Source organism: Pseudomonas alvandae (assembly GCF_019141525.1).
Taxonomy (GTDB): domain Bacteria; phylum Pseudomonadota; class Gammaproteobacteria; order Pseudomonadales; family Pseudomonadaceae; genus Aquipseudomonas; species Aquipseudomonas alvandae.
Window position 1 is genome coordinate 291,096 of sequence record NZ_CP077080.1, and the last position, 17,820, is coordinate 308,915.

15 protein-coding genes are annotated in these 17,820 nt (G+C 59.4%); 10 read left to right on the forward strand and 5 right to left on the reverse strand.

Annotated elements, in window-relative coordinates; translation table 11 throughout:
• Window positions 1-24: 24 nt before the first annotated feature.
• Together dprA and KSS97_RS01305 are read right to left on the reverse strand one after the other, a co-directional pair.
• Window positions 25-1,119, reverse strand: a complete 1,095-nt coding sequence (gene dprA / locus KSS97_RS01300; protein WP_217860771.1) for a DNA-processing protein DprA — start codon at window positions 1,117-1,119, stop codon at window positions 25-27.
• Window positions 1,120-1,199: 80 nt separating this feature from the next.
• Entirely contained in the window at window positions 1,200-2,225 is a 1,026-nt protein-coding gene (locus tag KSS97_RS01305; protein WP_217860773.1) for a LysM peptidoglycan-binding domain-containing protein, read from the reverse strand.
• A gap of 170 nt (window positions 2,226-2,395) precedes the next feature.
• Here KSS97_RS01305 and def point away from each other — a divergent pair, with 170 nt between their 5' ends.
• The 5 genes from def to KSS97_RS01330 all read left to right on the forward strand — a co-directional run bounded on the left by def (window position 2,396) and on the right by KSS97_RS01330 (window position 7,125).
• Window positions 2,396-2,902: a peptide deformylase gene (gene def / locus KSS97_RS01310; RefSeq protein ID WP_030138961.1), complete on the forward strand. Its 507-nt coding sequence runs from the start codon at window positions 2,396-2,398 to the stop codon at window positions 2,900-2,902.
• 71 nt (window positions 2,903-2,973) lie between these two features.
• On the forward strand, window positions 2,974-3,933 hold the full coding sequence (gene fmt, locus KSS97_RS01315) for a methionyl-tRNA formyltransferase (RefSeq protein ID WP_217860774.1): 960 nt from the start codon (window positions 2,974-2,976) through the stop codon (window positions 3,931-3,933).
• Window positions 3,930-5,240 carry a 16S rRNA (cytosine(967)-C(5))-methyltransferase RsmB gene (rsmB, locus tag KSS97_RS01320; protein WP_217860776.1) on the forward strand — a complete coding sequence of 437 codons (1,311 nt, stop codon included), beginning with the start codon at window positions 3,930-3,932 and terminating at the stop codon, window positions 5,238-5,240. The genes fmt and rsmB overlap by 4 nt, the downstream gene beginning before the upstream one ends.
• 24 nt (window positions 5,241-5,264) lie before the next feature.
• Window positions 5,265-6,638: a Trk system potassium transporter TrkA gene (trkA, locus tag KSS97_RS01325; RefSeq protein ID WP_030138958.1), complete on the forward strand. Its 1,374-nt coding sequence runs from the start codon at window positions 5,265-5,267 to the stop codon at window positions 6,636-6,638.
• Window positions 6,639-6,813: 175 nt separating this feature from the next.
• Complete coding sequence (locus KSS97_RS01330) at window positions 6,814-7,125, forward strand: tetratricopeptide repeat protein (protein ID WP_217860778.1); 312 nt, start codon at window positions 6,814-6,816, stop codon at window positions 7,123-7,125.
• 356 nt (window positions 7,126-7,481) lie between these two features.
• Here KSS97_RS01330 and KSS97_RS01335 read toward each other — a convergent pair whose 3' ends face one another.
• The 3 genes from KSS97_RS01335 to KSS97_RS01345 form a co-directional block, all read right to left on the reverse strand.
• Complete coding sequence (locus KSS97_RS01335) at window positions 7,482-9,026, reverse strand: SIR2 family protein (protein WP_217860780.1); 1,545 nt, start codon at window positions 9,024-9,026, stop codon at window positions 7,482-7,484.
• A 661-nt stretch (window positions 9,027-9,687) separates the two neighbouring features.
• Complete coding sequence (locus tag KSS97_RS01340) at window positions 9,688-10,044, reverse strand: DUF6124 family protein (RefSeq protein ID WP_217860782.1); 357 nt, start codon at window positions 10,042-10,044, stop codon at window positions 9,688-9,690.
• A gap of 726 nt (window positions 10,045-10,770) precedes the next feature.
• Window positions 10,771-11,037, reverse strand: a complete 267-nt coding sequence (locus KSS97_RS01345) for a DUF2790 domain-containing protein (protein WP_217860784.1) — start codon at window positions 11,035-11,037, stop codon at window positions 10,771-10,773.
• 244 nt (window positions 11,038-11,281) lie between these two features.
• Between KSS97_RS01345 and KSS97_RS01350 the strand changes: the two genes are divergently transcribed.
• From KSS97_RS01350 to KSS97_RS01370, 5 genes are all read left to right on the forward strand, one after another.
• Entirely contained in the window at window positions 11,282-12,022 is a 741-nt protein-coding gene (locus KSS97_RS01350; RefSeq protein WP_217860786.1) for a response regulator, read from the forward strand.
• Window positions 12,019-13,332 carry an ATP-binding protein gene (locus KSS97_RS01355; RefSeq protein WP_217860788.1) on the forward strand — a complete coding sequence of 438 codons (1,314 nt, stop codon included), beginning with the start codon at window positions 12,019-12,021 and terminating at the stop codon, window positions 13,330-13,332. Before KSS97_RS01350 ends, KSS97_RS01355 begins: the two co-directional genes overlap by 4 nt.
• 186 nt (window positions 13,333-13,518) lie before the next feature.
• Window positions 13,519-14,379 carry an alpha/beta fold hydrolase gene (locus KSS97_RS01360; RefSeq protein ID WP_217860790.1) on the forward strand — a complete coding sequence of 287 codons (861 nt, stop codon included), beginning with the start codon at window positions 13,519-13,521 and terminating at the stop codon, window positions 14,377-14,379.
• Between the two features lie 31 nt (window positions 14,380-14,410).
• Window positions 14,411-15,223, forward strand: a complete 813-nt coding sequence (locus KSS97_RS01365; RefSeq protein ID WP_217860792.1) for an alpha/beta fold hydrolase — start codon at window positions 14,411-14,413, stop codon at window positions 15,221-15,223.
• 207 nt (window positions 15,224-15,430) lie between these two features.
• Window positions 15,431-17,623 carry a TonB-dependent receptor gene (locus tag KSS97_RS01370; RefSeq protein ID WP_217861952.1) on the forward strand — a complete coding sequence of 731 codons (2,193 nt, stop codon included), beginning with the start codon at window positions 15,431-15,433 and terminating at the stop codon, window positions 17,621-17,623.
• Window positions 17,624-17,820 lie beyond the last annotated feature (197 nt).

Sequence of the window (17,820 nt, forward strand, 5' to 3'; positions counted from 1 at the left end):
GTTTACCGATCTTCCCCATAAAACCTAGCGAGCAAACCAGCGTCCGTGCTCGCACGCCGCCCGTCCGTCCATTTCCAGCTCGGTCAACGCCGCCAGGACCTTGGACAAGCCCCAGCCGCTGGCATCGGCCAACGCTTCACTGGTCTGCGGCGCGGCATGCAGCAGGCGCAGCAGCGGATGCGTCACCGGCACCGGTTCCGAGGCGAGGGGCAATCGCTGCCAACCGCGCAACGCTTCGAGGATATGTTCGACCGTTTCCACCAGTGCCGCGCCGTCGCGGATCAACTGATGGCAACCGCGGGCGCCGGGATGATGGATCGACCCCGGAATGGCGTAGACCTCGCGGCCCTGTTCCGCCGCCAGGCGCGCGGTGATCAGCGAACCACTGGCGACACTGGCCTCGACCACCAGCACGCCGAGGGACAAGCCACTGATAATTCGGTTGCGGCGCGGAAAGTTGCTGGCGTGGGGCGCTGCGTCCAACGGGAACTCCGAGACCACTGCGCTGCCCTGCGCAATCATCGCTTCCGCCAATCGTCGATTGCGCTGTGGATAAAAATTTTCAAGGCCCGTGCCCAGCACGCCGACGGTTTGCCCACCGACATCCAGTGCGGCTTGATGCGCGGCGGCGTCGATGCCCAATGCCAAGCCACTGGTGATGACAAAACCAGCGCCGGCCAGACTCCTGGAAAACGCCGCCGCCGTGTCCATGCCCGGACGCGATGCCCGACGACTGCCGACCATCGCCAACTGCGGTTTTTCCAGAATCGAAGGATCGCCAGCGACAAACAGCAGCGGCGGCGGATCACTGATCTGTGCCAGCAACGCAGGGTACTCAGGCTGGTCCCACATCAATAAATGCTGGGCCTGGCCTTCTAGCCAGGCCAATGCGTGGGCGGCGCCGTCGCGTATTTCCGGCACGCGACGGGCCTCGGCGCACGTGGCCGGCAACCCCAGCGCCCGCCATGCGCTGGCCGGCGCGCTGATGGCTTTGGAGGCCGAGCCAAAGGCCTCCATCAGGGTCATGAAACGTTTAGGTCCCAGTTCCGGCAAGCGATGCAAGCGCAGACGGGCCTCCAGCTCCGCAGGCGGAACCGACGCAGATTCAGGCAATGGCATGTGATCAATCCTTGATCGTTATAGCCCCGTTAGGACGGGAACAAGCTGTGGATAACTCTGTTGGTAACTTGTGAGACCCGTTACGGATTGCGCACCTTGTCGAGCACCGCGAGCGAGCGCGAGGCGTACAGCACCAAGCCGTAACTGAGTTTGTCGTAGGTGCGGAACACCATCAGCAGGCCGGCGCGTTCGTCCGGGATCTTTACGGGCGCGCCAGTGATCCGGTCGCGCACTGTTTCGCCGGTCTTCATCACGGCCAGGACGTTGCCTTCCACCAACCCGTCGCGCCGCCCCTTGTTCAGGGTGACCACGTCCAACGCGCCGATCTGCGTTACGCCACGGGGAACATCGAGGATCAGCCCCTGGATGTCCGATTTCGGCGCGCTGGGCATGAAGGTCGAATTGATCGAGCGTTCCTCGCCGCTGAACAGGCGGTCGCCGAGGCGCACCTCTTGCGTGGTGCGTTGCAGGGCCAGGGTGGTGACGTCGCCTTCGGTGGCGATGACTTCACCGCTGCCGATGTCATCGGCGTTGATACCGAGGAATTCCTTGGTCTGCGGGTCGGTGTAGACCTTGCCCTGGCGGAAGATGCCGTACGCCGACTGGCTCGCATCGAAGGTGCCGCGAGCGAAAATCCGATCGCCGGTGCCGCTGAGCACGCGCTCGGCGTCGCCAGCCACGATATAGGGCGCCTTGATGAAATCTTCCGCCGTGTCGACGATGCGGTTGCTCAGCAGAAAGCTGTTGATGGCTTGCAGCGGAATGCTCGGGATCGCATCGGCCACCGGCGAGCTGCGAATGCGCGGCGACAGCTTAATGGTGCCGCGGGAGGCGCCGCGATCAAGGGTCAGCCGTGGCTGGCCGTTGACGTAGACCAGTGACAGGGTGTCGCCGGGGTAGATCAGGTTCGGGTTTTCCACTTGCGGATTGGCCTGCCAGAGTTCGGGCCATTTCCACGGCTCGCGCAGGTATTTGCCGGAAATGTCCCACAGCGTGTCCCCCTGGACCACGGTGTATTGCTGTGGAAAACCTTCCCGAAGTTGCACTTGCCCGTGCGCGATACCGGCCGAGGCCAGGAGCAGCAGGGCGAGTAGTGATTTCCTCATGCGGTGAATCCCTTTATTATGTGCGTTCGCGTAAAACGCCAGAGCCCCCGTGGCTCGCTACCTTGCGGAGCTGTTCTGCAAAAGAGCAACGTTTTACAACGGTAGCCTGCATCCCAAGACACGCCAGGCGAGCCACCCGACTTTACCTCACACGTGCATTTATCAAGCTTATGGCCATTTTGAACATTCTCGAATTTCCGGACCCGCGCCTGCGCACTATCGCCAAACCAGTGGCCGTAGTGGACGACGAAGTGCGTCAGTTGGTCGATGACATGTTTGAAACAATGTATGAGGCCCCAGGCATCGGCCTCGCCGCGACCCAGGTCAACGTGCACAAGCGTATCGTCGTCATGGACCTCTCCGAAGACCGCAGCGAGCCGCGGGTGTTCATCAACCCCGAGTTCGAAACCCTGACCGACGAGATGGACCAGTACCAGGAAGGCTGCCTGTCGGTGCCGGGTTTCTACGAAAACGTCGACCGTCCGCAGAAGGTCAAGATCAAGGCCCTGGACCGTGACGGCCAGCCTTACGAACTGATCGCCGAAGGCCTGCTGGCGGTGTGCATCCAGCACGAATGCGACCACCTCAACGGCAAGTTGTTCGTTGATTACCTGTCTAATCTCAAGCGTGACCGGATCAAGAAAAAACTGGAAAAGATCCATCGCCAGAACGCTTGATGCCCTTCTTCAAAGGCTTGCCGCGGCAAGCCTTTTTCTTTTTGCGACTGCTTTGTAATTGAGAGTTTTCCATGACTGAGCCACTGCGCATCGTCTTTGCCGGCACTCCCGAGTTTGCCGCCGAACACCTCAAGGCCCTGCTGGCCAGCCCCCACGAAATCGTCGCGGTCTATACCCAGCCGGACCGTCCTGCCGGTCGCGGACAAAAACTGATGCCCAGCCCGGTCAAGCAATTGGCTGTGGAAAACGGCCTGCCAGTCCTGCAACCGCCGACCCTGCGCGACGCGCAAGCCCAAGCTGAACTGGCGGCGCTGAAGCCGGACTTGATGGTGGTGGTCGCCTACGGCCTGATCCTGCCGCAAGTGGTGCTCGATATTCCGCGCCTGGGTTGCATCAACAGCCACGCCTCGTTGTTGCCGCGCTGGCGCGGTGCCGCGCCGATCCAGCGCGCCGTGGAAGCGGGCGATGCCGAGAGCGGCGTGACCGTGATGCGCATGGAAGCCGGCCTCGACACCGGGCCGATGCTGCTCAAGACCAGCACCCCCATCAGCGCCGAAGACACCGGCGGCAGCCTGCACGATCGCCTCGCGCTGATCGGCCCGCCAGCCGTAGTCCAAGCCATCGCCGGCCTGGCCGCCGGCACGCTGGAAGGCGACGTGCAGAACGACAGCCTCGCCACCTACGCGCACAAACTGAACAAGGACGAAGCCCGCATCGACTGGAGCCGCCCGGCCGTTGAGCTGGAACGCCTGGTGCGCGCCTTCAACCCTTGGCCGATCTGCCACAGCACCTTGAACGGCGAAGCCCTGAAAGTGCTGGCGGCCAGTTGCGCCGAAGGGAAGGGCGCACCAGGAGAAATCCTCAGCGCCAGCAAGGACGGCCTCGTCGTTGCCTGCGGCGAGCAGGCCCTGTGCCTGACGCGCCTGCAACTGCCCGGCGGCAAGGCGCTGAACTTCAGCGACCTGTTCAACAGCCGTCGTGAGAAATTTGCCGTCGGCACCGTCCTCGGCCAAGCGGCGGACGCCTCATGAACCCGCGTCTGGCCGCCGCCAAGGCACTTGCCGCCGTCCTCAGCGGCAAAGCTTCGCTCAACAGTTCCCTGCCGACCCAACTGGACAAGGTCGAAGACCGCGATCGCGGCTTCACCCAGGACCTGGCGTTCGGCACCGCCCGTTGGCAACCGCGCCTCTCGGCCCTCGCGGCCAAGCTGTTGCAAAAGCCGTTCAAGGCTGCCGATGCCGACGTCGAAGCGCTGCTGCTGGTGGGCCTCTATCAACTGCTCTACACCCGCGTCCCGGCCCACGCCGCCATCGGCGAAACGGTGGGCTGCGCCGACAAGCTGAAAAAACCTTGGGCCAAGGCCCTGATCAACGCCGTGCTGCGCCGCGCCCAGCGGGAAAGCGAAACCCTGCTGGCCGAACTGGAACACGACCCGGTGGTACGCACCGCCCACCCGCGCTGGTTGCAGAAATCCCTCAAGGCTTTCTGGCCCGAGCAGTGGGAAGCCATCTGCGCCGCCAACAACGCCCATCCGCCGATGATCCTGCGGGTCAACCGCCGCCATCACACACGCGATGCCTACCTGGCGTTGCTGGGCGAGGCGGGCATCCCGGCCATCCCATGCCAGTACAGCCGCGACGGCATCATCCTGGAAACCCCCGGCGATGTACGCGCGCTGCCGGGCTTCGCCGAGGGCTGGATCAGCGTCCAGGACGAAGCCGCCCAACTGGCCGCCGACCTGCTGGAACTGGCACCCGGCCAACGGGTGCTCGACGCGTGCTGCGCGCCAGGGGGCAAGACCTGTCACATCCTCGAAGCCGAGCCGAAACTGGCCGGCGTCGTGGCGGTGGACCTGGAAGCCAAGCGCCTGGTGCGAGTGAAGGAAAACCTCGAACGCCTGGGCCTTGAAGCCCAACTGATCGCCGCCGATGGCCGTGACACCGCGACCTGGTGGGACGGCCAGCCGTTCCAGCGCATCCTCCTCGACGCGCCATGCTCGGCCACCGGCGTGATCCGCCGCCATCCGGACATCAAGCTCACCCGCCAGCCGGACGACATCGCCGCACTGGCCGTGTTGCAAGGCGAACTGCTCGACGCCATGTGGTCGACCCTTGAGGTGGGCGGCATGCTGCTCTACGCCACCTGCTCGACCTTGCCGACCGAAAACACCGAAGTGATCGAAGCCTTCCTCACCCGCACGCCGGGCGCCCGGGAGCTGGACATCGCCACCCAGGCCGGCCTCAAGCAGCCACACGGCCGCCAGTTGCTGGCCCAGGAAGGCGGGCACGACGGGTTCTATTACGCCAAGCTGATCAAAATCGCCGCCGCACGCGGTTAAAACCGATTCGATAGGAGTGAATGGATGAAAATCATCATCCTGGGTGCAGGGCAGGTTGGCGGTTCGCTGGCGGAACACCTGGCCAGCGAGGCCAACGACATCACCGTGGTCGACACCGACGGCGAACGCCTGCGCGACCTCGGCGACCGTCTCGACATCCGCACCGTGCAAGGTCGCGGCTCGTTGCCCACCGTGCTGCGCCAGGCCGGCGCCGACGACGCCGACATGCTCGTGGCCGTGACCAACAGCGACGAAACCAACATGGTCGCCTGCCAGGTCGCCCACACGTTGTTCCACACCCCGACCAAGATCGCCCGGGTGCGCGAAGCCGCCTACCTGACCCGCGCCGACCTCTTCGACAACGAAGCGATCCCGGTGGACGTACTGATCAGCCCCGAGCAGGTGGTGACCAACTACATCAAGCGCCTGATCGAGCACCCCGGTGCCCTGCAGGTGATCGACTTTGCCGAGAGCAAGGCGCAACTGGTGGCGGTCAAGGCCTACTACGGCGGCCCATTGGTGGGCCAGCAACTGCGCCAATTGCGCGAGCACATGCCCAATGTCGAGACCCGCGTCGCGGCGATTTTCCGCCGCGACCGGCCGATCCTGCCCCAGGGCGACACGGTGATCGAAGCCGACGACGAAGTCTTCTTCATCGCCGCCAAGGCGAACATTCGCGCAGTCATGAGCGAAATGCGCCGCCTCGACGAGAACTACAAACGCATCGTCATCGCCGGCGGCGGCCAGATCGGCGAACGCCTGGCCGAAGCCATCGAAAGCCGCTACCAGGTCAAGATCATCGAGATGAACCCGGCACGCTGCCGCTACCTCTCCGACACCCTCGACAGCACCGTGGTGCTGCAAGGCAGCGCCTCCGACCGCGACCTGCTGCTGGAAGAAAACATCGCCGACGCCGACATCTTCCTGGCCCTGACCAACGACGACGAAGCCAACATCATGTCCTCGCTACTGGCCAAGCGCCTGGGCGCGAAAAAGGTCATGACCATCATCAACAACCCGGCCTACGTCGACCTCATCCAGGGCGGCGACATCGACATCGCCATCAGCCCGCAACTGGCAACCATCGGCACCTTGCTCGCCCACGTACGCCGCGGCGACATCGTCAGCGTCCACTCCCTGCGCCGCGGCGCGGCCGAAGCCATCGAAGCCATCGCCCACGGCGACGCCAAGTCCAGCAAAGTCATCGGCAAAGCCATCCGCGACATCGGCCTACCGCCCGGCACCACCATCGGCGCGATCATCCGCGACGAAGAAGTCCTCATCGCCCACGACGACACCGTGATCCAGACCGGCGACCATGTGATCTTGTTCCTGGTGGATAAGAAACACATTCGTGATGTCGAGAAGCTGTTCCATGTGGGGTTGAGTTTCTTCTGATCCAGGCTTTGCGGTGGCAGGTCATGGCCTCATCGCGAGCAAGCTCGCCCCCACAGGGTTTGCTGTTGTTCACGACAATGGTGAGCAACAAAGATCTACTGTGGGAGCGGGCTTGCCCGCGAAAGCGGTCCAACGGCCAGCAGATCAATCACTGACACCACCAAGGAAGCGCCCCATGCTCGACTCCCTGGAAAAAATGCTCGCCAAGGGTGTGGATAACTCCCTCCTCCGCTTCGGCCTCGGCAAAGGCTACCTCGACCTAGGGGAATTCCCCCGCGCCGCCGAACACCTCCAACGCTGCGTCGAATTCGACCCCAAGTACTCCGCAGCCTGGAAACTACTGGGCAAAGCCCACCAAGGCCAAGGCAACGCCGCCGCAGCCCGCCAAGCCTGGGAACAAGGCCTGGAAGCCGCCCGAGCCCACGGCGATAAGCAGGCCGAAAAAGAAATGACCGTGTTCCTCAAGAAGCTGGATCGCCATCCCTGACTTCACACAAAACCGCTTTTGTGGCGAGGGAGCTTGCTCCCGCTTGAGTGCGCAGCACTCACAAGAAATCCACCGCATTCACATGCCCGCCCGCCAACACACAACCCCGTGGCGAGGGGATTTATCCCCGCTGGGCTGCGTAGCAGCCCCAAACGGTCAACGCGGTCTGTTTGATGTACCGGGAGCTAGCCGAGACTTCCTCTTAATAGATGTCTGCTTTCGGCCAAAAGCGGACATTGGAGATCTTTAAAACAAAAGGTAGGTCAGAGCCCCACTCACATCCCTCCCATTGCACAGGGCCAGCTCAACTGCCTAAGCAGCAGAATGCTGTCCAATTAATAGTTGAAGCCACGTTTTCACCACCCCCACTTGAGGCGATCATATAAAGAAACTAACTTTTTAAAATAAGAGGCATAGGGGTGATTTTCAAATTTGTCTTCGTTGGCGACCAGAAATTCTCTGAGTTGATCAAGTTGGATTTGATCTTCAGGGAGAAATGGGATCAATGTTGCAGCACTTTCAGGTGGGCAAGTTTTGATTATTTCTTCCATTGTCTGACCTTGACGCTTAGTGAAGGCGGACTTGAAGGTTTTTAGGCGCAAATTGTCACGGTTATACTTCGCCCATTTATCCAACTTAAGCCCGTTGGCTTTGTAGCTTTCTTCATTGGTGATTCCTATTTCTCTCAGATATTTGTAGACAGGGACATAGGGGGTATTTCGCCCGGCCCGCGGAATTGTTGAACTGAGAATCTGCGCGGGGTCGTAGTTACGATCTTCGAAAAGTGCATCATGGATCAAATCCCGAACTTCAAATGCATCATAGCCAACTTTGGCAATTTCGCTGGATTCGCCTGCCACTAGACCAACACCAACGATAAACTCTACGTCCTCTTTGTTCTCAATTTCATCTATGCCTACAACGCATAGCTTTTTTTCTGGCTCAAGAGATCGCACCAGCTCGTAGAGTTGCTCTTTACAGTAGCGGAGAACTCGTGCGGGGATCTTTCGCCGAGTTGCTGAAAGTGCTTTATAAACTTCCGAAAAATCGTCTGTCTTAACAAGGATCAGGGGTATTTGAACCTTATCTATCGTGAGGTATGTATCCGATATACCAGGGCTCTCGCTGCCTTTAGGGCGCTGGACGAAAATTAGATTACTACGTAATTGCTCAATCTGATCCTCACCGATGCAAAGCGAAATAGCACGTAGCAAGCCTGTTATATTAGGATCTGACAGTGAATACCCCAAGAAAATTACAGGATGTTCAACGAATACAGTGATCAGTTTAGCGGCAAGGTAGGCATTGCGTTCGTTAAAGGTGGCGTAATCATCAGACGTAAGTACCAAGGATTGTGGCTCGGTGGCACACCCATGAATTTTATAGATCTCGCATATCTCTTGAGGATTGGAGAATAGCAACTCATTTTGCCCAATGAAGACTTTGTAGTCTGGAAAAAGCTCTTCTAAAAAAAGATCCCAGTTCGTAGTTATGATTCCGTCGACATTTAGGCTTGATAATAGCTCTACTTCTTCCCTGTAGCCGTCATTGATAGCTGCACCCGGATCCAATCTGGCTAGATAGTTACAGATTTCAATTCGCAATGCAGAGCTGCTATCTTTTATCTTGTCTTTATTTAGACTGACACTTTCGGAGTAGGTCGGCGAACCCCACCAATGATTATGGAAATCATATGCTAGAAGTTTGGCCGCGACAGGCGTATTGCCATCGGCACTTCCTCGGTAAAATTCATATGGCTTCCCCATTTCACAAAATCGGGATAGTAGGCCCTCCCAGCTTTCCAGTCCGATATACCGACGAGAAAAACCTGAGCCGATGAAAAGAAATGCTCCGGCTGCTCGGTCTTTTAGAATTTGGGTAAGGTGCTGCTCGATTGTCATGTGAGGTTAGCCTCGTATCCTTTAACGGACGTAGTCCATTTCTACCGAAAGAGTAGTCAAGAGGAGAGTAGCCGTTGGGTCACAACTCCTCGACTCACTGCAATGTGAAGCCGTCTGAGACTGGTGAAGAGATTCTTTCCCTATGGGATCTGTCCTGCTTGTCGCCTGATTGGCAGTAACGACTCCCATTTTTTGCGGAGACACCCATACGGTGTGGGCTGTCGAGCAAAAAAAGATCGGCCGACTGACAATGCCAGATATTGCCACGTGCCGACAAGCGGTGACGTATGTCATATCCACTTAATCATCTGGAACGTGTGCGGTTCCTTGGTTCTGAAATTACTGCGGAATATACGCAGGGTGGAGCGGCCTATGCTTGACGTTAATCGCCGTGTGTTGTGCCATAGCCCTGCATTCTTGCCGCCGTCGGCAGCACATAGGCTATTCCGCCCAGCCAAGTGTCGGGGCTGGAGCGAAAGCACTCCCACAATAAAGGGCTCGCGCGGATTAATTACTGGGTGCTGCGAGTTGAGGATCCATTTCTGACCGGAACCGTTCGCTTACCAACGCCCGCTTGTGGCCGTTTCGGTCATTCTCGGAGGGCAGAGGTAAAAAGAAACCCGGCGCAAAACGCCGGGTTTTTCCATTGGCAAACGTTTAGCTACTGCCGCGGCTCAACGTTATCCAACACCCGATTCGCCAACAACGAACTCAGCTCAATCAACTGCTGAATCCCCAGCGCCACATGACGCCTCGCCCCGTCCAGATCAAACGCCAGATCATTCACCATGGCATCAGCCGAAGCCAACGTCTCAGTGAGGTTGGCAAGCAAACATTCGTTATCGAGGCCTTTCACGACGGTGAATAGCTGCCCCGGTTTGGGGTCGTCTTTGGGTTTATCCGGTTTCGGTAGCAGGTAGTGATCGAGCACCCGTTGGGTGATTTCGTCTTGCTGTTTGGCTTTGGATTTTGCGGAGGTGGAATCTGCCTCTGGCGGATTCGGGGTAATTTTGAACATAGGTATGTCTCAGTTAGGGCCGCAACCATTTCGCTACTAAACGATAGGGTGGCGGCTGTGCGCAGGTTAGTAGACCGGTGACATACCTAAAACCGGCGCGCCCGAGGGCGCCATGCGCACAGCCACCATCGAGTGCAGGCGAATGCCTAACTGATGGGACTCATGCAACCGGGATGTCAGCGGGCTACTAAACCCGACCACTGATGGGCAGTGGCAGGAAGACAATAGAACCCCGGGACAAGGCGCACAAGCGGGCGGATTCTGGCGTAGTTGTAGGCAAAGGCGCAAGGATGCGTAGCTTGATGGACGGTGTAGGGGAGGGCTGTAGGAGAGAGGATTTTTGGCGATTTGGGTGGGGTGTTCTGTGCTGGGACCGAGTCGTTTTCTTCGCGAGCAGGCTCACTTCCACAGGGTTTTGTGTTGCACACGGTATTTATGAATACCACCGAACAAGTGTGGGAGCGGGCTTGCTCGCGAAGGCGTTGGTACATTCAACATTGATGCAAGCTGACCCACCGTATTCGCGAGCAAGCTCGCTCCCACAGGGTTTTGTGTTGCACACGGTATTTATGAACACCACTGATCAAGTGTGGGAGCGGGCTTGCTCGCGAAGGCGTCGGTACATTCAACACTGATGCAAGCTGAGCCACCGTATTCGCGAGCAAGCCCGCTCCCACAAGGGATCTATCGCGGCCTGGGAAATCGAATTCATCCCTGAGCCACCCTTCAGCTCCCTTCATTGTTGCAACTGGCCGCGTGCTTGAGATACGTCAGCGCTTTCTGCTCACCCATCGAATCAAGGTAGGTGACTTGCGCATTCACCAACCCGCAGGTCTGGCCACTGTCTTCCGTCAGCGAGATCACTTTGTCGATGTCCAGGTGCGTGCCGTAGGAATAGCTTTCGTTTGCCGCTTTGTCTTGGGCCAAGGCGGGCAATGCGCCGGCGCTCAGGGCAGTGATCAGGCAAGCCTTGGCGATGGTTTTCAGGTTCATGGTTGTTTCCCTTCAATGAGTTGGATGGCGCTCATTAAAAGCCCGTGAGGTATCTCGGCTGTGTCGAAAAAACGCCGTGGTTGGATGCGTACGTATCTGAGGTGAATTGCGATACAGATCGATACAATCGCCCCTGTTTTTTGCTTATTTTGGGCTGGATAAGCTGAACGCACGGTGCGTCGCCAACCGGCAACACGGCATCGTCACACTGCGCAATCGATGCGCGCATTTCGGAGAGCAGGGCATGGAACATGTCGATCACGTATTGATCGTGGATGATGATCGGGAAATCAGGGAGCTGGTCGGCAACTACCTGATCAAGAATGGCCTGCGCACCACCGTGGTGGCGGACGGCCGTCAGATGCGGGCCTTTCTCGAAGCCAATCAGGTGGACCTGATCGTGCTCGACATCATGATGCCGGGGGATGACGGGCTGCTGCTGTGCCGGGAACTGCGCGCCGGCAAGCATAAGGCGACGCCGGTGCTGATGCTGACGGCTCGCAGCGACGAGACCGACCGCATCATTGGCCTGGAAATGGGCGCCGACGATTATCTGGCCAAGCCTTTCGCGGCCCGGGAGCTGCTGGCGCGCATCGACGCGGTGCTGCGGCGCACCCGCATGCTGCCGCCGAATTTTGTCGTCAGCGAAAGCGGCCGCATGCTCAAGTTCGGCCGCTGGCGCCTCGACACCACCGCCCGCCATCTGCTCGATGAAGACGACACCCTGGTCTCGCTGAGCGGCGCTGAGTACCGGCTGTTGCGGGTCTTTCTCGATCATCCTCAGCGGGTGCTGAGTCGCGACCAGTTGCTCAACCTGACCCAGGGCCGTGACGCGGACATCTTCGACCGTTCCATTGATCTGCTGGTCAGCCGCGTGCGTCAGCGTTTGCTGGATGACGCACGCGAACCGCTCTACTTGAAGACGGTGCGCAACGAGGGCTACGTCTTTACCTTTGCGGTGGAAATGCTTGAGGAGCAGGCATGAAACTCGCGTTGCAATGGCCTCGCACGCTGGCCTCGCGGCTGTGGCTGGTGTTCCTGGTCGGCCTGATACTCGCCCAGGCCCTGACGTTCGCAGCCCAATACTACGAACGCTACGAAAGCACCAAGACGGCGATGTTGGGCAACTTCGAACACGACACGGCGACGTCCATCGCGATTCTCGATCGCCTGCCTGCCGACGAGCGCCTGGCATGGACCAAGCGTCTGCAGCGTCGCAACTATGACTATTTGCTGCGCGAACACGATCCCGGCATTCCACTCACTTCCAACGATCTCGCGGCGACGGCGGCGCAATCCCTGCAAGTGTCGCTGGGCAGCAACTATGACCTGACCTTTGTCGAGATCCCGGGGCCACGCCAGCATTTCCAAGCCCAGGTGCGGCTGGCTGACGGCAGCCCGGTGACCATTGATGTGCGTCCCTCGGTCAGGCCGTTGTCGCCCTGGTTGCCCTTTGTCCTGGTCGGTCAGTTGCTGTTGATGATCGGCTGCACCTGGCTTGCGGTGCGGATCGCGATACGCCCGCTCAGTCGCCTGGCCGAGGCGGTGGAGAACCTCGACCCGAACGCCCATCCCGTGCCGTTGGATGAAACCGGTCCGCGGGAAGTGGCCTACGCCGCCCGCGCTTTCAACAGCATGCAGGCGCGCATTGCCGCTTACCTGAAAGAGCGCATGCAGTTATTGGCGGCGATTTCCCATGACTTGCAGACGCCCATCACGCGCATGAAGCTGCGCGCGGAGTTCATGGACGACTCGGTCGAGAAAGACAAACTGGGCAACGACCTCAACGAGATCGAGCATCTGGTGCGCGAGGGTGTTGCTTATGCGCGAAGCGTCCATGGGGCGACGGAGACCAGTTGCCGCATCGGCCTGGATTCTTTTCTCGACAGCCTGGTGTGCGATTACCAGGACACCGGTCGCGAGGTGAGTTTGCGCGGCCAGAACGGCGCGATCATCGAGACTAGGCCCCATGCCCTGCGGCGTATTTTGGTGAATCTGGTGGATAACGCGCTGAAGTACGCCGGCACCGCTGAGGTGGAAATCGGCGGCAATGCGAACATTGGCGTTTCCATCAGTGTGCTTGACCGAGGCCCGGGCATTCCCGAGGAGATCCTGGCTGAGGTGGTCAAGCCGTTCTATCGGGTGGAAAGCTCCCGCAACCGCAGCTCTGGCGGCACCGGCCTGGGCCTTGCCATCGCCCAGCAGTTGACCGTCGCGATTGGTGGAACGCTGAGCCTGCGCAACCGCGACGGCGGCGGGCTTTGCGTAACCCTCGCCTTCGGCGTCGATCAGTAGGCCGCTACTGCTGGATCAGTGGCATGCATTTGTAAGCCACTGTATCCAGCGCGTCTACATACGCAAAAGAACGCATAGCGGCCGGGTGTCGAACATTTCCGGTATACATGCCGCTGCAAGAATTCTCCCCATCAACTCGCCACCGGATCCCCCGAATGGCGAGCCCTGACCTAAGGAGATCTTGCCATGAATACCCAGTCCTCCCTCGCTCAAGCAGCCAGCTACATCACCACCCCGGATGGCGTACAGCTCTATTACAAGGACTGGGGTCCGAAAGATGGGCCAGTCGTCACCTTCAGCCATGGCTGGCCGCTGAATTCGGACAGCTGGGAATCGCAGATGTTGTTCCTGGCGGACCAAGGCTATCGGGTGATCGCCCACGACCGCCGCGGCCATGGCCGTTCCAGTCAGCCGTGGGAAGGTAACGACATGGATCACTACGCCGATGATCTGGCCGCTGTGATCAACGCCCTGGATCTTAACGACGTGACCCTGGTGGGTTTCTCGACCGGTGGCGGCGAAATCACCCGCTACATCGGCCGCCACGGCACCGACCGGGTGAAGAAGGCCGCACTGATCAGCGCCGTTCCGCCGATGATGCTCCAGACCGAAGACTACCCAGGCGGCCTGCCGATCGAGGTGTTCGACGGCCTGCGCAAGGCCTCGCTGGACAACCGCTCGCAGCTGTATCGCGACATCGCGTCCGGGCCGTTCTTCGGCTTCAACCGCGACGGCGCGAAAATGTCCCAAGGGCTGATCGATTCGTTCTGGGTGCAGGGCATGCAAGCGGGCCACAAGAACACCTATGACTGCATCGCGGCGTTCTCCGCGACGGACTTCCGCGCCGACCTGGCCGCGTTTGATGTACCGACACTGATCGTGCATGGCGACGACGACCAGATCGTCCCCATCGACGCCTCCGCCCATGCCGCCGCCGAACTGGTGCAGGACGCCGAGTTGATCGTCTATCCGGGCGCACCGCACGGCCTGACCGACACCCACAAGGACCGCCTCAACCAGGACCTGTTGGATTTCCTGGTTAAGTAAGCCCATCGCATCCTCCAATAAATGAAAAGGAATGATCATGTTCACTACCAAATCGCTCTTGGCCGTCACCATCACCGCTGCGCTGGCACTGACTTCCGTTAATAGCGCAACCGCCGCGCAACCCGATGCCGCCAAGCCCACCATCGTGCTGGTGCATGGCGCATTCGCCGAATCCTCCAGTTGGAACGGCGTTGCCGCCCAGTTGCTGACCCAGGGTTATCCGGTCGTTGCAGCGGCCAACCCGCTGCGCGGCGTGAAGCAGGACGCCGATTACGTCGCCGATATCGTCGAGCACACCGCCGGCCCGGTGATCCTGGTGGGTCATTCCTACGGCGGTGCCGTGATCACCAACGCCGTGCACAACAACCCCAAGGTCAAGGGACTTGTCTACGTCGCGGCTTTCGCGCCGGACAAAGGCGAAACCGCCATCGAATTGTCCGGTCGCTACCCTGGCGGCACCCTGGGTCCAACCTTGGCGGCTCCGGTGCAGTTGGACGATGGCAATAAGGATCTCTACATCCAGCAGGACAAATTCGGCCAACAGTTCGCCGCCGACGTTCCAGCGGCGGACTCCGCCCTGATGGCCGCCACCCAACGCCCGATCAGCGAGGCGGCATTGAAGGAAGCGTCTGGCGAGCCGGCCTGGAAAAAACTGCCGTCCTGGTTCATCTACGGCTCGGCGGACAAGAACATCCCCGAGGCCGCCCTGAAGTTCATGGCCGAACGCGCTGGCTCGAAAAAGACCGTCACCGTTCAAGGGGCTTCCCATGTGGTGATGACGTCCAATCCGGGGAAAGTTGCGGAGCTGATTGTTGAAGCGGCGCAGGCCAGTTCGAAAGAGTGATCAGGTAGAGCGGGGCGACTAAAAGCCTCATCCGCTTTTCTTCGAGAAAAACTAAAAAACCCGGCGCAGGTGGCCGGGTTTTTCGTTGGGGAAACCAAACCGCTGCCCGAATCTTTTATGGCAACGAGCCATTAGTATGGATAATCCATCTGCGAATCATTAGCATTCACTAAATTGATTTTCCGTTTCCCCGCAGGTACTCACCCCATGCTATTTCCATCTCGCCTTACCTTGCTTGCCGCGTGCTGCTCAGTCGGTTTTCTTGCCCAAGCGGCTGAACCTATCGAATTGGGCATGACCGACGTTACTGCCGATGCGATCAAAACCAATTCCAACACGCTACCGGCACCCTATGCGGGTGGTCAGGTGGCGAGGGGGGGCCAGATGGGTGTGCTGGGCAATCAGGACAACATGGATGTCCCGTTCGTGATGACCAGTTACACCTCCCAGTTGATTGAAGATCAACAAGCCGAAGACGTGGGTGATGTGCTGCTCAATGATCCGTCGGTGCGGCAATCCTATGGGTTTGGCAACCAATCCCAGGTGTTCGTGATTCGAGGCCTGCCGCTTGCCAGCGACGACATTTCGTACAACGGGCTGTACGGCGTTTTACCGCGACAAATTCTGTCGACGGATGCGATCGAGCGTGTCGAGGTGTTCAAAGGCCCCAACGCGTTTATCAACGGTGTCAGTCCGACGGGCTCGGGGCTTGGGGGCGGCGTCAACCTGCAGCCCAAACGCGCGGAGGATGTCCCGACGCGTCGCTATACCCAGGACATCAGCACCGAAGGCCGCATTGGCGAGCATTTGGATATCGGGCAGCGATTCGGCGAGGACAATCGTTTTGGCGCCAGGTTGAATCTGAGCCAGCGTGAAGGTGAAACAGCGATCGACAACCAGGATCAGCGCACAAAGTTGTTCGTTGCGGGCTTGGACTATCGAGGTGATGACTTCCGCGTTTCCACCGATTTCGGGTACCAGAAACAGCGTATCAACGGACTGCGTAACTCTGTGAACATCGGGAGTGCCACTCGCATTCCCACGGCTCCGAACGCGAGCCACAATTATGGACAGGACTGGACTTACTCCGAAACCGAAGACACTTTCGGCATGGTTCGTGGCGATTGGGACCTGAACGAAAACTGGACCGCCTACCTGGCTGGCGGTGTAAAGCACACCCGAGAAACCGGGGTCTACGCCACACCGACCCTGGTCGGCAATAACGGTGTCGCGACGATCGGTGGCTCGGAAATTCCTCACAATGAAGACAACACCTCATTCAGTGGCGGGTTGAACGGGCGCTTTGACACGGGCCCTGTTTCCCACCAGGTTGCGATCGGCGGCTCGACGATCTGGACCGAGCAGGAAAACGCCTACACCTTCTATCGTCCCGTTACCGGCAACACCAATATCTACGACACCCCCAAGCTTCCCAAGCCGACGGCGGTGTCCAGCACCGGCGGTGAAATGGGTGACCCCGGGGTGACCGGCAAAACCCGCAACCGTAGCCTGGCGATTTCCGATACGTTGGGCTTGTTGGATGACAAGTTGCTGGTCACTTATGGTGTCCGTCGTCAGCAATTGCGTGTCGAAAACTACCGGTACGACGGCACCACTTCAAACGGTGCAGCTAATCCAGTCAACGATGGCAGTCGTAGCACGCTCTACGATGAAGCCATCACCACGCCGGTCTACGGCATCGTCTACAAGCCCGTGGAGAGCGTGTCGCTCTACGCCAACAGAATCGAAGGCCTTGCCAAAGGACCGGTGGCGTCCGGTACAGGCATCACCAACCTGGGCGAAGCCTTTCCCCCTGGCCGTACAAAACAGTTGGAAGCGGGCATCAAGCTGGACATGCAGACCTTCGGTGCCAACGTGGGTGTTTTCCGTATCGAAAAACCGTCCGATGGTTACGTCGACAACGCGCAAAACCTCTACGTGCGCGATGGCGAACAGGTCAACAAGGGGCTGGAGATCAGCGTTTTCGGCGAGCCCATCGAAGGCCTCCGGTTAATGGCCGGCGGTACCCGCATGACATCCGAACTCAAGAAAACCGCTGGCGGCCTCAACGATGGCAACCACGCCATTGGCGTGCCAACGTTCCAGCTCAATGCCAGCGTGGATTGGGATGTGCCGGGTATCGAAGGTGCCGCGCTCAGCGCAAGGATGTTGCGCACGGGCGGGCAGTACGCGGATCAGGCGAACAACCTGAGCTTGCCGACCTGGAACCGTTTCGACGCAGGCGCACGTTACAAAATGAAATTCGTGGAGAAAGACCTGACGTTGCGCGTCAATGTGGAAAACATCACCGACAAGAACTACTGGGCCTCGGCAAACGGCGGCTACCTTTCGCAGGGTGATCCGCGGTTGGTGAAGTTCTCGGGGACTGTTGATTTCTGAGTGGTCGTTTGAGGAAGGCTTGAAGTATCGAGACTGAAGAGCGGACACCCAATCCCCTGTGGCGAGGGAGCTTGCTCCCGCTCGACTGCGCAGCAGTCGCAAAACCAGGCGATGCGGTTTGCCTGGAGAAATGCAGGGGCCTGCTGCGCAGGCCAGCGGGAGCAAGCTCCCTCGCCACGGGGGGCTGGGCTGCGCTC